The sequence below is a fragment of the Chlorobium ferrooxidans DSM 13031 genome, from assembly GCF_000168715.1.
Taxonomy (GTDB): domain Bacteria; phylum Bacteroidota; class Chlorobiia; order Chlorobiales; family Chlorobiaceae; genus Chlorobium; species Chlorobium ferrooxidans.
Genome location: NZ_AASE01000023.1, coordinates 18,703 through 33,415, shown reverse-complemented (window position 1 = coordinate 33,415; position 14,713 = coordinate 18,703). Strand labels below are relative to the sequence as shown.

Annotated in this window: 15 protein-coding genes and 1 tRNA gene; 1 reads left to right on the top strand and 15 read right to left on the bottom strand. The window is 50.8% G+C overall.

The features are described 5' to 3' along the window. Nucleotides 1–124 precede the first annotated feature (124 nt). The 7 genes from CFERDRAFT_RS09805 to CFERDRAFT_RS09775 form a co-directional block, all read right to left on the bottom strand. Nucleotides 125–197, bottom strand: a tRNA-Ala gene (locus CFERDRAFT_RS09805). Nucleotides 198–309: 112 nt separating this feature from the next. Further along, nucleotides 310–855: a F0F1 ATP synthase subunit delta gene (locus CFERDRAFT_RS09800; protein ID WP_006367088.1), complete on the bottom strand. Its 546-nt coding sequence runs from the start codon at nt 853–855 to the stop codon at nt 310–312. Between the two features lie 13 nt (nt 856–868). Further along, complete coding sequence (locus CFERDRAFT_RS09795) at nt 869–1,396, bottom strand: F0F1 ATP synthase subunit B (protein WP_006367087.1); 528 nt, start codon at nt 1,394–1,396, stop codon at nt 869–871. A 100-nt stretch (nt 1,397–1,496) separates the two neighbouring features. After that, complete coding sequence (gene atpE / locus CFERDRAFT_RS09790) at nt 1,497–1,724, bottom strand: ATP synthase F0 subunit C (RefSeq protein ID WP_006367086.1); 228 nt, start codon at nt 1,722–1,724, stop codon at nt 1,497–1,499. A 120-nt stretch (nt 1,725–1,844) separates the two neighbouring features. Next, nucleotides 1,845–2,861, bottom strand: coding sequence for a F0F1 ATP synthase subunit A (locus tag CFERDRAFT_RS09785; RefSeq protein WP_006367085.1), 1,017 nt, complete (start codon nt 2,859–2,861; stop codon nt 1,845–1,847). Next, entirely contained in the window at nt 2,858–3,244 is a 387-nt protein-coding gene (locus CFERDRAFT_RS09780) for a hypothetical protein (RefSeq protein ID WP_006367084.1), read from the bottom strand. The genes CFERDRAFT_RS09785 and CFERDRAFT_RS09780 overlap by 4 nt, the downstream gene beginning before the upstream one ends. A gap of 44 nt (nt 3,245–3,288) precedes the next feature. Next, nucleotides 3,289–3,534 carry an AtpZ/AtpI family protein gene (locus tag CFERDRAFT_RS09775; RefSeq protein ID WP_040433681.1) on the bottom strand — a complete coding sequence of 82 codons (246 nt, stop codon included), beginning with the start codon at nt 3,532–3,534 and terminating at the stop codon, nt 3,289–3,291. Nucleotides 3,535–3,778: 244 nt separating this feature from the next. On the opposite strand from CFERDRAFT_RS09775, the gene pgeF reads away from it, so the two are divergent. Continuing rightward, complete coding sequence (gene pgeF / locus CFERDRAFT_RS09770) at nt 3,779–4,597, top strand: peptidoglycan editing factor PgeF (protein WP_006367082.1); 819 nt, start codon at nt 3,779–3,781, stop codon at nt 4,595–4,597. Between the two features lie 26 nt (nt 4,598–4,623). On the opposite strand, the gene CFERDRAFT_RS09765 is transcribed toward pgeF, so the two are convergent. The 8 genes from CFERDRAFT_RS09765 to murD all read right to left on the bottom strand — a co-directional run bounded on the left by CFERDRAFT_RS09765 (nt 4,624) and on the right by murD (nt 14,711). Beyond that, entirely contained in the window at nt 4,624–5,919 is a 1,296-nt protein-coding gene (locus tag CFERDRAFT_RS09765; RefSeq protein ID WP_040433673.1) for an acetyl-CoA hydrolase/transferase family protein, read from the bottom strand. Nucleotides 5,920–5,964: 45 nt separating this feature from the next. Continuing rightward, a complete protein-coding gene (ftsZ, locus tag CFERDRAFT_RS09760; RefSeq protein WP_006367080.1) occupies nt 5,965–7,245 on the bottom strand; it encodes a cell division protein FtsZ in 1,281 nt (426 codons plus the stop codon). Between the two features lie 42 nt (nt 7,246–7,287). After that, a complete protein-coding gene (gene ftsA, locus CFERDRAFT_RS09755) occupies nt 7,288–8,589 on the bottom strand; it encodes a cell division protein FtsA (protein ID WP_006367079.1) in 1,302 nt (433 codons plus the stop codon). Nucleotides 8,590–8,610: 21 nt separating this feature from the next. Beyond that, nucleotides 8,611–9,504 carry a cell division protein FtsQ/DivIB gene (locus CFERDRAFT_RS09750; protein WP_006367078.1) on the bottom strand — a complete coding sequence of 298 codons (894 nt, stop codon included), beginning with the start codon at nt 9,502–9,504 and terminating at the stop codon, nt 8,611–8,613. Nucleotides 9,505–9,588: 84 nt separating this feature from the next. Beyond that, on the bottom strand, nt 9,589–11,004 hold the full coding sequence (gene murC / locus CFERDRAFT_RS09745) for a UDP-N-acetylmuramate--L-alanine ligase (protein ID WP_006367077.1): 1,416 nt from the start codon (nt 11,002–11,004) through the stop codon (nt 9,589–9,591). A 12-nt stretch (nt 11,005–11,016) separates the two neighbouring features. Then, nucleotides 11,017–12,114 carry an undecaprenyldiphospho-muramoylpentapeptide beta-N-acetylglucosaminyltransferase gene (gene murG / locus CFERDRAFT_RS09740; protein ID WP_006367076.1) on the bottom strand — a complete coding sequence of 366 codons (1,098 nt, stop codon included), beginning with the start codon at nt 12,112–12,114 and terminating at the stop codon, nt 11,017–11,019. A gap of 12 nt (nt 12,115–12,126) precedes the next feature. Then, nucleotides 12,127–13,341 carry an FtsW/RodA/SpoVE family cell cycle protein gene (locus tag CFERDRAFT_RS09735; protein ID WP_006367074.1) on the bottom strand — a complete coding sequence of 405 codons (1,215 nt, stop codon included), beginning with the start codon at nt 13,339–13,341 and terminating at the stop codon, nt 12,127–12,129. Beyond that, nucleotides 13,314–14,711 carry a UDP-N-acetylmuramoyl-L-alanine--D-glutamate ligase gene (gene murD / locus CFERDRAFT_RS09730; protein ID WP_006367072.1) on the bottom strand — a complete coding sequence of 466 codons (1,398 nt, stop codon included), beginning with the start codon at nt 14,709–14,711 and terminating at the stop codon, nt 13,314–13,316. Before murD ends, CFERDRAFT_RS09735 begins: the two co-directional genes overlap by 28 nt. Between the last annotated feature and the right edge of the window lie 2 nt (nt 14,712–14,713).

The following is a 14,713-nucleotide window of genomic DNA, read 5'->3' as shown; positions in this document are numbered from 1 at the left end:
ATCTGACCGGCCATGAAAATAAGGATGGTGGATGTTCGATAATACGGGTCAGCGAAAAGCGGGCAAGAACACTGCATGAAAGGTGCTGGAGATCACTGAAGCAGGAGTGAGGGCGGAATACATGTGGAGCTTAGGGGAGTCGAACCCCTGACCTTCTCATTGCGAACGAGACGCTCTACCAACTGAGCTAAAGCCCCATGACTCTATGCTACAAATTTCCGTGAATGCTTACAAGCCCGTCCGGATAAATATGTAAAAAAATAGCCTGCTGCTGCAGGCTATTAAAAAATCAAACTCGGGAGAGGGCGTTTATACTGCGTCCGTCATAAGTGAGTGCTTCAGCATCTCGAGCTGATGACTTACACTGCCGTCAAGAATAGTGTCTCCGATTTTAACCGAAACACCACCAATAAGATCAGCATTAACCTTCATCTTTGCCCTGATCGTCTTGCCGGTCGAAGCCGTGAGCTTGCTGACAAGGTCCGATACCTGAAGATCCGAAAGTGCAACGGCACTGGTAACGTCAGCATTGAGCACGCCTTGTTTCTCATCAAGAAGAACCTGAAACTCGTCAATAATCTCGGGAAGAAGCCCGGCTCTCTTCTTTTTTGCGATAAGGCTCAAAAAGAGATGCATTTTCTGGCCTACACTATCCCGGAAAATCTCTTCGAGAATATGAACTTTCTTGTCGCCCTGGATCAGGGGGCTTCTCAACACATGAACGAGGTCACGGGAATTGTTGAGAACGTCCCTTATCTGTTTCAGCTCTTCAACAATAGTATCAAGAAAACCACCCTCTTCAGCTGATGAAAGGAGAGCAGATGCATATCGACGGCTTGCAATTAGACTGGACATTTCGTGACCGTTTTCAATTACGTTTTGTAGAAAAATCCTGGATCATGCTGTCAACGATCTTTTTCTGCAGATCGGCATCAAGCGAGCCTCTGATAATTTTCTCGGCCCCTTTTACAGCAAGATCGGCAACCTCCGTTCTCAGCTCATTGAGTGCGCGGCGTTTTTCCTGCTCAATTTCATCCTTGGCCATGGAAATCATTTTCTGCGCTTCAGCCTGGGCTTTTTCGGTAATATCGGTGCGAAGTTTATCGGCAAAATCCTTTCCTTCACGAATGATCTTGTCTGACTCCGCATCAGCCTTGGCAAGCAGTTCACTGTTCTTGCGAAGAGCAGCTTCAGCCTCATCCTTTGCATGATATGCACGGTCGATAGATGACTGGATACCCTTTTCTCTCTCTTCCAAAGCCGTGAGGATCGGTCCCCAGGCTACTTTTTTGAGAATAAGCAGTACAATCACGAATGTAACCGCAGTCCAGAAAATAAGGCCGGGTTCCGGGCTTAAAAGACTGCCGGCAAGAAGAATAACTCCTGACGTAAGCATGAACAATGTTTCCGTTAACGATTAATAAAACCCGACTGCGGTGCTTTGAGTGTGCCGCAATCGGGATATCTTCTGTATCGAATCTGTAACAGCTTCACGCTTACTTGAGAGCGAGAAGAACGCAGATAACTTCGCCGAACAGACCAACACCTTCAATAAGAGCTGCTGCAATAATCATGGTCGTACGGATATCGGATGCAGCCTCAGGCTGACGAGCTGTTCCCTCTGTTGCAGAAGCAGCGATATTACCAATACCAAGACCAGCACCAATAACAGCAAGACCGGCGCCAATACCTGCACCTAAATAAGCTAAACCTAAACCATCCATCTTGTAATTACCTCCGTTTATTTGTTGTAAGTTTTTTGCTAAAGAGTAATTAGCAGTTTTGAACCCGTTAAATCAAAATCATAAAAATAATACTTATTCCTCAATATTCCTGACATCAAATTAATGATGGGCAACTCCGGCCTCATGCTCCTCATGTCCTTCGTGGGCAGTAGCCAGACCGATAAAGAGCGCTGAAAGCATGGTGAAGATAAATGCCTGAAGGAATGCAACAAAGAGCTCAAGCAGATAGATAAAGATTGCGAACGGAACCGAAACCGCTGCTGCAACAATATAGCTCTTGAGAATGAAGCTGATAAAAATAAGACTGAGGATGATAATGTGACCGGCGGTCATGTTGGCAAAAAGTCGAACCGTAAGAGCAAACGGCTTGGTAAAGAGTCCGATTATTTCGATAGGCACAATAATAATCCAGAGCGCCCAGTGGGTTCCTGCGGTAAGATGCTTGACAAATCCGACGAAACCATGCGCCTTCAGTGCAGCAATCTGTGTAATAATGAAGGTGAATACCGCCAGAGTCAGGGTAACATTGATGTTGCCCGTGGCCGTAGCGCCGTAGGGGATAAGACCGAACAGATTACAGAAGAGAATAAACATGAATACCGTAATCAGATAGGGAAGGTGCTTCTCATACCCCGGGCCGATATTTGACTTGGCTACATCAAGCCTGACGAAATCAATAAGCGCTTCCATGGTATTGGCTACACCCTTCGGCGCCTGGCGGGCATTCATGTTCTTGTACTTCCCTCCGACTATGGAGAAAACGATCAGAAGGGCTCCGGATACAAGCCAGAGCATAACGACATGCTTGGTAATGGAAATATCGATGCCTGCAACTTTGGGCAGGGTCGGGAGTTCTACCTCGCCGAAAGGGGGAAAAGCAAAAACGTTGTTGTTCAGGATATGATGCATGATAACATCACCGGCCTTCTCCTCCTCTTCAGGAGCGTGAGTCGCGGCGGGCTCACTACCGGGAACAGCCGGGGCTGCACTATGCACCGCAGGAGCAGACTCTTCAGGAGATGCTGAAGCAAAGCTGTTAACACAGAACAGAAGTGGGAGGACAAGCGCAATGACCCTGAAAAATGCTGTGGCCTGTTTGACGTTAAAGCGTTTCATGCAGTATTCTTTTTCTGTTTGTTTTTCTTTTGATACCCGAGAATTTCAACAATCAAATAAATACAGTAAAAAGCAAAAAGCGAGACCACAAAGTCGTTGATAACCGCCAAATGCCGGTAAATGATAACAAAAACAAGCACCATAAGTAACAGCAGCCTTGCGGTAAGGCCGCCGAACACCGCTATGGTAAAAACCCGTGATTCCCTGGCGAACGCATACTCAAAAATCAGGTAGCCTGCCAAAGTATTTGTCGCGACCATTACCCATGCGATAAATACCGAACGATAGTCAACAGTGCCGGGATCAAGCAAGGAGTAAATCATCCCCCATAAAACGACTGTCAAAATACATAACTTTAAAATAAAATCAAACAATGGCTTCATATATGAGCGATTCTTTCTGTTTTCGCCAAATAATAGGGGCGTTTCTACTGTTTTTTATTTGCCGACCGGACCACCTTCATGAGAATAAGCGCCATTCCGACCATACCGACAACTACTCCTGCAAGAAGCAGAAACGGAGAAGTTCCGAGCTTCGTGTCCGCCCAATATCCAAGAAAGACAAAAAAGGCAAAGCTGGCGGCAATCTGGAGGCCAAGCCCCATATAATCCGAAAGTGCTCGAACAGAACGGCCGAACTTGTCAGGAAAGCGTTCATCATCAGGACGTTTCATCATGCATCACTCCAATCCACCGACAGTGGCAACAAGATTTTCTGCTGAAAAAAGTCCACAGATACGATTATCGAACTGAGGAAAGATAATACTCTTCATGAAATAATGAACCTTTATCGAAATTCTTGTCCATGGTTGCGAAACGATCGGTTAATAATCATATTTTTTCAGAATACCTCTTTATTCTCCGGCTTCCGGGATTCAGAAACAGAGAACAGGCCGGAACAGCACAAACATTTTCCTTATGGATACGACCATGGGCCAGTGTACTGCCGCTTCCCTGCCAGATACTGAAATGCTCACCCCGATCATCTTCTCCCGCTTCGCCGGGCTTGTTGCCCTTCAGAGCACAAGAAAGGGAGGTAAAAGCACGGGCGATTACGCTTCGCTGAATCTTGGGAACAATACCGGAGACCTGCCGGAGCTTGTCCGGCAAAACACCCTTCGCCTCTGCACGACAGCCGGAATTCATCCTGACATGCTGGTCAGTTCAACCCAGGTACACGGCACGGAGATCCTCCATGCTGAAGCACCCGGTCGTTACGAAGGCTATGATGCCTTCATTACCGACAAAAAAGATCTCTTCCTCTGTATCTTTACTGCGGACTGCTTTCCGGTGCTGCTTTACGACCCGCAACACGAGGCAATGGGTGCGGTGCATGCCGGATGGAAAGGAAGTGCAGGCAACATTGTCATCAAGACCCTTGCCGCAATGCGAACGAGCTTCGGCTCCATACCCGGAGAGTGCCTTGCCTGGATCGGAACAGGTATATCCGGAAGGCACTATGAGGTTGGCCGGGAGGTAGCCTCAGCGTTTAACGATGATGACTGGCAGTTGGCGCCTGAAGGTGCGGATGAAGAGAAATACCTGCTTGACCTCGGCAAAGTAAACTTCCGGCAACTGCTGGCCGCCGGAGTTCCCTCATCGAATATCGAATGCTCACCACACTGTTCATTCGCCCGAAGTGACCTTTTTTACTCATACCGTCGGGATAACGGCCACACCGGACGAATGGTCACGCTGATCGGAATCAGCAGCGGCAACGCCCCCGGGCCTTTTTAGGCGGAAGTGATTGCCTTCCGGGTTGCTCAATCCATGAATCTTCTTCCATAAGAGCCGTAGAGCTCATGCGCCTGACGGCTGATATCCTCTCTGAAATCAGGATGGGCAATGCTTGCAAGCGCTTCAGCTCTCTGCCGAAGATTCTTGCCATGCAGATTGACAATACCGAACTCTGTCACGACATACTGTACATGCGCCCTTGTAGTAACCACACCGGCACCAGGTTTGAGTTGCGGCACAATCCTTGACTCGCCTCTGCTTGTCGTCGAAGGGAGTGCAATGATCGGTTTGCCCCCCGGGGAGAGTGCGGCTCCGCGAATAAAATCCATCTGACCGCCGACACCGGAAAAGTATTTCTGACCGATAGAATCGGCACAGACCTGCCCGGTCATGTCAATTTCAAGTGCACTGTTAATGGCTGTTACCTTGGGATTTGCCCGGATCGACCGGGTGTCGTTAACATAATCGGAAGGAAGCATCTCAACGAAAGGGTTGTCATCCACAAAATCGTAGAGTCTTCGCGTACCAACCAGAAAGCTGGCCACAATCGTCTCTTTATGCGTCCGCTTTTGACTGCCGTTGATCACCCCTTTTTCAACAAGTTCGATCACTCCATCCGAAAACATTTCAGAGTGAATACCAAGGTTCCTGTGGTTGAAAAGGGCGGCAAGGGTTGCATCGGGGATAGCACCGATACCCATCTGCATGGTTGCCCCGTCTTCAACAATGGAAGCGATATGGCGGCCGATACTGATCTCCGTCTCGCTCAGCTTGTGCACGGGCGTTTCGGGAAGGGGGTCGGAGACCTCAACCATTGCATGAATCCTGCTTACATGAAGCATGCCCTCCCCATGGGTTCGGGGCATGTTGGGATTCACCTGGGCAATAACCAGCCTGGCTGCGTGAACGGCGGCGAGGGTGGCATCGACCGAAACTCCGAGAGAACAGTAGCCATGCCTGTCGGGAGGTGAGACATGAACAAGCGCTACATCAAGCGGAAGAATTCCGCTTCTGAAAAGAGAGGGAACCTCGCTCAGAAAAACCGGAATGGCATCGGCATCACCATTCTGAACGGCCTCGCGGATATTTCTGCCCACAAAAAGGGCATTCATTCTGAAGCTTTCCCGATACTCCGGCTTTGCGTAGGGCGCATCGCCTTCGGTATGCAAACTGACAATTTCAACATTCCTCAACTCACCGGCCCGGGCGACCATCGCCTCAATCAACCGTTGCGGAGTTGCCGCTGCTGTATGAAGAAAGACCCTGTCTCCTGACTTGATTTTTGCCACCGCTTCTTCTGCGGAAAGCATGCAATAACCCATAACAACCTTTATTGATTATGAGAAAGGCTGTTTCAGATTCCGTTTTTATTTCCTGCGGAGATATGCCGGTGTATCTGTTGACCCTTTCTGAATTTTATCATCACTATCTCCTGTTCCTGCCGGTACTGTCGTCTTCTGATCAGTTGCTCCGGAATTTTTTCTGCCCTCCACCTCATGCGGATCATGGATTGACAACTGGCGCCGGATATATGCGGGAATACGCAAATCCTCTTCCTGTCGTTCTGGATAAACGGAGTTGGGCTGCCTGACAGACGAAGAGAGCGCCTGCCCCTGACGGAACCCCTGCGAAGCAGAGGATGAGCTGCGCTGTGCGCTCTCATGCTCATCACTCTCCTCGACCCGCTTGAATCCGGTTACAATAACAGTAACCCTGATCTCTCCGGAAACCTGCGGTTCATCAACATAACCGTTTATTATCTTGGCATTGCTGCCAACCTGCTCCTCGATGTAGCTCATGGCATCCCTCATGTCCCTCATGGTGACCTCGCCGGTAATGTTGACCAGCACCCCTTTGGCTCCGTTTACCGACACACCCTCAAGCAGCGGACTGTTGAGCGCATCCGATGAAGCCTTCAGTGCCCGGCGCTCTCCCGACGCAGCCGAAGAACCCATAACCGCATCACCGGCTCCGGACATAATACTGCGAACATCAGCAAAGTCAACATTGACATGCCCGTGGCGGGTAATAATATCAGCAATACCTTTTGCCGCCCGGTAGAGCACATCGTTTGCCATGTTGAATGCCTCTGTGGCACTTACCCCCTCCTCGGCAATACTGAGAATCTTCTCGTTTTCAACAAGAATGAGCGTATCAATATATTTGCGGAGCTCGGCAATGCCTCCATCAGCAATCTTTGCCTTGACCTGGCCTTCAAAATTGAAGGGTCTGGTTACAACCCCGATAGTCAGGATCCCCATATTCCTTGCAATAGAGGCAATAACAGGAGCTGCTCCGGTACCGGTTCCCTTGCCCATACCTGCTGCAATAAAAACAAGGTCGGCACCCCTGAGCTGGGCGGCTATAATCTCGCGGTCATCCTCTGCTGCCTGCCGGCCTTTGGCAGGATCAGCTCCTGCTCCAAGCCCGTTGGTCGCTTTCTTGCCGATCTGCACCCTGATTGGTGCTTTGGAGTTCAGCAACGCCTGGCGGTCGGTATTGAATACGATATATTCAACGCCGCTGATTTTCCGGTCAATCATATTGTTTACGGCATTGCCGCCGCAACCTCCGACACCGACAATCCTTATGGTAACCCCTTTTCCCTGCTCACTGTCAAACAGTCCGGGATCCAGCTCAAACGCCATCAGTCAGTTCTCCCTTTAAATCGCTCATGTTTGCTGCGACCATTACAATTGCTCCCAGAATTTCTTCATACGATCCACAATTTTTTTACGTGCCGGTCCCGACTCCTGAACGGGACTCTCTTCTTCGATGACGGCCTGCGCAGAATTCGGCAGCACCTCGGCTGTCGAAGCGAAACCATAATCGTCGGGAGGGGTATACTGAAACGAATGGGCGACAAGTCCCATCACGGTAGCATACATGGGATTGTTGATGGAGCCCTTGATTCCGCCCGAGACCCCTTCCGGATATCCGATACGGACATCAAGCCCGAGCACATCGCGGGCAAGCTCTTCGGTACCCGGCAGGAGCGAACCTCCACCGGTGATAATGGCTCCGGCATTGATGTACTCATAGTAACCAGACCGTTTGACCGAGTCCCTGACAAGCTCCAGAATCTCCATCATCCGGGCTTCTATGATCATGGTCAATGAACTTTTGGGAAATGACTTTTGCGGCCGGCCTTCAATCCCCTCAATAAGCAGCTCTTCATCTTCGCCGCTCAACTGGGCATAGGCGCATCCATGCTGTATTTTAAGCTCTTCGGCCACCTCATACAGCGCCTTGACTCCGTGAGCAACATCGTGCGTTACATCATTGCCGGCGACCTTGATCACTTCAGAGTAGCGGATCGCTCCGTTATTATAGATGGCAACCTCGGTGGTTCCTCCGCCGATATCAATAACAACAACTCCGCTCTTCTCCTCACGCTCTTTTATGACCGCCATACCGGAGGCTACAGGCTCAAAGGTCAGCCCGTTTATCTCCAGTCCGGCCTTCTCGACACACTGCTTGATATTGCGGATCTTGGTGCGCTGACCGACTACAATATAGGCGCTGCCGCGCATGGTCGTTCCGGCCATCCCTATAGGATCGAGCAGCCCCTCCTGATCATCAACAATGAACTCCTGCGGAATGACATGGATAATTTCGTGATCAATATCCAGATAGCGGATATTGGTCTTGGCTTTTTCCAGAAATCGCTTGACATCAGAGTCATTGACAATTCCGGACTGATTGATGCTGATTTCCGAATTACTGTGAATACAGTGAACATGAGCCCCGGAAATGCCGACATTGACGCCATTGATACGAATTGATGACTCCCGTTCGGCGTCAGCTACAGCCGCCTTGATTGCGGCAACAGTCTTGTTGATATTGACAACAGTCGCTCTTTGAAGGCCGTCTGAATTTGAACGACCTTTGCCAAGCACATTGAGTTTACCGAGAGCATCTTTTTCGGCAACAACAACGCAAACCTTCGTTGTTCCGATATCAAGACCAACAGCAATATTGCTTTTCAGCATTGTTCTATTCTTGCATGATTATCACAGGGGATTAACCTGCGGGACTTCCGGAGATACAGGATCCCTGGTAAAAATCCTGTCCCTGAACCTCAAGTCCACAGTCTCGAAAGTTCCAAAACCTTTAATTGATACAACCTTTTGCCAGAATATCTCGAATTTTTTCAACTTTTCCTTGAAGTTACCATCATTGCCTACAATAAAACGGGTAGGGGCCTGAACAGCAACAAAACAGGAGTGATTGTTCTCTTCAAAATGGAACTCACGAACCAGCAAAGGGGCATAATCCGTTGAAGCAAGAGCATCCAGAAACTGCTGGAGCAGGTAGCTGTCACGAATAGCAAGCTGCTGCAGACCATTTCGAGCGGTCCTGAGCCGGCTTATACCCCGAACCTCAAGCAATTTCGGCACCTGGCCTGACAGAGCCGCTCTCGCAGGCAGAAGAAACCCCTCCCGGTCTATTGCCATGACCCTGCCGCCAATAACCGTCAGGGCTACCGGCACGCGCTCAAGAATCCTTATCCGGACAATCCCGTTCAGCTCCTTGCTGATCACCGCCTCCTTGACATAGGGGGAGGCAACCACCCGTTTCCTGATCTCTGCGGCATCAAGCTGCTGCAGATTTTTCCCCTGATATCCTTTAAGATTTGCCGCCAGCTCGCTGCGGGAGAGAATTGAGAGTCCGTCAATGACAACCTCCCTGACAACCACCTCTTTTTTCCAGTGCGAAGCATATTGCGCAAGCGCAAAGAGGGCAGACAAGACAATCACCATAACAAACAGCAGCGCCTTCCAGTTTCCGGAGTATGCCGGAACCTGAGGATCGAAAGCCCCCCCCTTGTCTCCGGCTTCCGGATACTCCTGAGGGGCACTCTCCACGGGCTCTCCCTTGTATTGCTGAAATTCAGAATCAGGCATAAAAAAGCTTTTTCATCCGCTTCATCAAGCGCGCAGCTGCGGAGCTCGCTCCTCCTGCGCCATCACCATGTGTTCTCATCCTGCTCACAGGAGATCCCGCCCGTCAAGCGCGCCGGTCCGGCAGAACTCAGCGGCTTCGGAGGCAAGCCTCGTAATATCCCCCGCACCCATGAAGAGCAGCATGGTTCCATCAACCGCATACTCTTTGAGCGCAGCAAAAAGCGACGCCCTCTCCGCAATAAACTCGACATGCTTGCCTCCGGCTTTTCTGACCGCTGTCGAAACCAGAGTGCCGTCTACTCCGGGATAATCCACCGCCTTCTCCCTTGAAGGGTAGACATCGGCAATAAAGACAATATCGGCTCGTGAAAGCGCCCAACCGTACTCATCGGCAAACTCTTTTGTGCGGGAAAAGAGGTGCGGCTGAAAAACAGCAACCACCCGGGAATCAACCCAGCCACTCTTGGCCGCCTTGACCGTCGCCTTGACTTCTGACGGATGATGGGCATAATCGTCAACAACCATAAGCCCCTTGCCGTTATCGAATTTCACCTGGAATCTCCGCCTCATGCCGCTGTAGCAGGCAAGACCGACAATCAGCCTTTCAGGTGCGATTCCCAGCTCAAGACCCGTTGAAAATGCAGCAAGGGCATTAAGCACATTATGACGTCCCGGGACGTTAATGCTGACATCCCGATACTCAATGCCAAAGGCCCGAACCGTAAAGGTTGATCGCTGTTTTTCGAGAACAATATCATAAGCCATAACATCGGCAGGCTCTTCAATGCCGAACGTTGTATAGACCCGGTCCAGCGAAGGAATGATTTTTCTGATCTCCGGCCAGTCTACACAACAGATCACCCTTCCATAAAAAGGGACCTTGTTGGCAAAGGCAATAAAGGCCTGCTTCAGGTCATCAAGCGTACCATAGGTATCCATATGCTCCGACTCAAGGCTGTTGACAATGGCAATTGTTGGCGTTAGCTTTAAAAATGCCCGGTCAAACTCATCCGCCTCAATAACCATGTATTTCCCCTCACCGACAACCGTACTGCCTTTCAAATAGTCTGAGATTCCTCCGATCATGACCGTTGGCGACTCACCGGACTCAATGAGCATGGTTGCGATCATGGCCGTGGTGGTTGTCTTGCCATGCGTACCGGAGATACAGATTCCGGATTTGTAGCGCATAAGCTCACCCAGCATTTCATCCCTTTTGATAACCGGAATGCCTGCTTTTCGGGCGGCAATAATTTCAACATTTTCTTCCTGCCGGATAGCTGAAGAGTAGACCACCACATCACAGGCTGTAACCTGCTCGGCACGATGGCCCTGATAAATGACTGCGCCATGCTCAACAAGCTTGTCGGTCACCTCTCCGGTCGATACATCAGAACCCGTTACTCCGAACCCTGACTTCAGGAGCAGTTCAGCTATAGCGCTCATACCGGCACCCCCGATTCCGACGATATGAACACTTTTTGTCTTCCCGAGTTCCATGAATTCTACTCCTTAATGTTTTTTGGCAAGCGTTATAATCCGCAGGGCAAGTTGACGGGCTGCGTCCGGATAGCCCAGTTTTACCGATTCGGCGCCCATGCTTTTCAGCTTTCCCGGATTATGCAGCAGCTCAAGAATTTTTTTAATTGAATCCGAATCTCCAAGATGGTCATCCTCAATCACCATGGCTGCCCCGTCCTTTACCAGTGCCCTTGCATTATGGCGCTGATGATCGCCGGTCGCATAGGGATACGGGACAAGCACCGAAGGCTTTCCAAGATTTGTAAGCTCCGCAATTGATGACGCTCCCGCCCGGCACACAACCAGATCTGCCGCGCTGTATGCAGCACCCATCTCCTCAATATACGGACAAACCGCAAGATAAGGGGAGGGAACCACCTGCTTTTTGATCCGCTCAAAGTCAAGCGCTCCGGTCTGCCAGAGTATATTTGACGATGCCGTTATCTCCGGAACGCGCTGAAGTATGGCATTGTTGATTGAGCGCGCGCCACGGCTCCCTCCGAAGACGAGAAGGGTCGGGCGATCTTCATGCAGGCCGAAAGCCGCCCTCGCCTCATGAGGGGAGTGCAGCACAAATGACCGGGCCGGATTGCCGGTAATACAGACCTCTCTTGATCCCGGAATAAACCTGCGTGCATCTTCAAATGCAAGATGGATTTCGCTTGCCAGCAGTGAAAGCAGCTTTGTTGTGACACCCGGAAAAGCATTCTGCTCCTGGATGAGTGTTTTTTTGCCCGTCAGCTGGGCCGCAAGGAGCACCGGTGCGCTGACAAACCCTCCGGTTCCGACCACAACATCAGGAGCCTCACGCCGGATCAGGGCAGCCGCCCGGAAAACCGAGGCCGCAAAGCCGGAAATGATCCCGAGATTTGCCAGAATATTGGAGGGAGAGAGTCCTCTTTTCAGCCCTTTTACCGGAATCAGGTGGAGGCGGTAACCGAGTCTCGGGACTTCGGTCGCCTCAATGCCGCTTGTTGTGCCGGCAAAAGCAACGTCGACATCCGCCACAAGCTTGCGCAGTTCACCGGCCATGGCTACTGCCGGATACAAATGCCCGCCTGTTCCGCCGCCGGCAAAAAGCACTTTCATGGAACCATCCTTTTATTTAGACGCCTCATTCCTGACAATCCGGTCAAGCTCCCGTTTCTTGTAACGGGATATGCTCATAAGAATACCAACTCCGAGGGAGTTGAAGAGCAGTGCGGTACCGCCATAACTGATAAAGGGCAGCGCAACACCCGTTGTCGGCAGCAGATGGCAGGCAACAGCAATATTGATAAATGCAAAAAGAGAGATCGCCATGGTAATACCGCTGGCAACATACTTGCCGAAATTATCCGGGGCATGCTTGGCAATGATAAGACCACAGAAAAAAAATCCGGCAAAAAGCGCAATGACCGCAAGGGCGCCTACAAATCCATACTCCTCGCCGACAACAACAAAGACAAAATCGTTATAGGAGAGCGGCAGATAGAGCTGGCGCTGCTTGCTGGCTCCGATTCCAAGACCGAACAGCCCGCCGTTTCCGAGGCCGATCAACGCCTGGACAACCTGATAGCTCATCCCTTTCTCATCCCCGCTGAAAAATGAGAGCAGACGTGCTACCCGGTAGGGCGCCGCAATGGCAAAGACGGCTGCGACAGGAATCAGGGGCAATGCGGTAAGCAGCAGATGACGGATACTGACCCCGCCAATAAACATCAGCATAAAGCCGATCATGGCGATCAGTGATGCCGTACTGAAGTTCGGCTCAAGAGCTACAAGACAAACAACGGTCAAAAGAATGGTAAGCAGGGGATAGAACGAGCTGTTGAGATCCTTGATATAACTCTGCTTTTCGCTGATGAGACGGGAAAAATGAAAAATCAGGGCGTATTTGGCAAAATCGGATACCTGAAATTTGAGCGGACCAAACCCTATCCAGCGCGCCGCACCGGAAATAATACCAACCGCTTTCAGGGCAAGAAGAAGCGTCAGCAGCACAATACTGACAGCAAGAATAATCTTGCTGGTTTTCCAGAAAACGTGATAGTCAAGCTGGGCAATCAAAACGATAGTGACAATTCCGAGCAGGGAAAAGGTAAGCTGCCTCCATAAAAAATATTCAGTGCTCGCATATTTTGTCTCAGCCCATCCGGCTCCGCTGCTGTATACAACAACCACCCCGATGCACATGAGAATGGCAACAATGAGCATGAGCAGTTTTCCGGCAATTCCCTCCCCGCGGGAAGGAAGCGACAAGGCTTCAGGAGCAGCCCCCTCTTTGGATGCGTGATGTTGGGGAGTATTCAGCATGAGGATAACTGTTGAACGCATTGTTTAAACTGCCTGCCGCGATCCTCGAAATTCTCGAACATGTCAAAACTTGCACACCCCGGTGAAAAGAGGACGCTCTCTCCACGCTCAACGGCGTGTCGGGCCATGGTCACCGCCGCCTGAAGCGACTCTGCCGGCCTGACGGGGACAACACCCTCAAAAGCCGAAACAAGCTTCTCTTTTGATTCACCGATAGCGACAATCAGTGTAACCTTTGTCCGGACAAGCCCGGCTATGGTTGCATAATCATTTCCCTTGTCCTGTCCTCCGGCAATCAGAACCACCTTTCCCGGTGCCGATTCGAGCGCCTGTCGCATGGCGTTGAGGTTTGTCGCTTTTGAGTCGTTGATCCAGCCGGAACCGTTGATGGTCATGACAAACTCCTGACGGTGCTCGACCCCGGTGAAATCCGAAAGCACGTCACGGACAACCCCGCTCTCGATACCCAGTACCTTTGAGACCGCAACTGCCGCGAGTACATTATAAATATTGTGACGACCCCGAAAACTCTCTTTCAGAAAATCCGCTGTTGCCACAACCGTTTCCTCTCCGCTCACGGTACGGAAAACCACCCTGTCGTTATCAAGAAAAACCATGCTCCGGCCACTCCCGTGTGCTGCGCGCTGATCCATCCTGAATGGAACTATCTGAAAAGGAAATCTGGCGGAGTCAACGGCAAAATGTGCAGTGAGCAGGGGATCATCATCATTGTAAATGAGCGTGTCGCGCTCCCCCTGATTCTGATAAATCCTGAATTTCGCCGCCGCATACCGATGCATATCACCCTCATAACGGGCAAGGTGATCCGGCGTAATATTGGTAATCACCGCAATATCGGGGCGGAAGGCAACACAGCGCTCCAGCTGGTAACTGCTCAGCTCGACAACAGCAACATCCCGGGGATGCATCTCCAGAACCATCGACGAAAACGGTATGCCGATATTGCCGACACTGAATGCCCGATAGTTGTGCAGCAGGCCGTCAGCTTCGCATATCCGGTGAATCAAGGTGGCGGTGGTGGTTTTGCCATCCGTACCGGTTATACCGACAACTCTTGCCCGGCAGAAAAGAGCGGCGATCTCAATCTCGCTGAAGATTGCAATACCTCTCTGCTGCATGGCTTGCACAACCTTTGCTGTAGGTGGTATCCCGGGGCTGATGACACAGAGATCGGCATCATAAACCCGGCCGGAGTGGCCCTCATCTTCAAAGGGAATGCTTGATGCCCGAAGCGATTGCTGCGCTTCGGCACTGATCCTGCCAAGTTCGCTTACCATGACCTGCGCCCCCTTGCTGTGCAGGAGGAGTGCCGCAGCAATGCCGCTTTTTGCCGCACCAAGGACCGTAACTTTTTTTCCGGATAGATCCATAG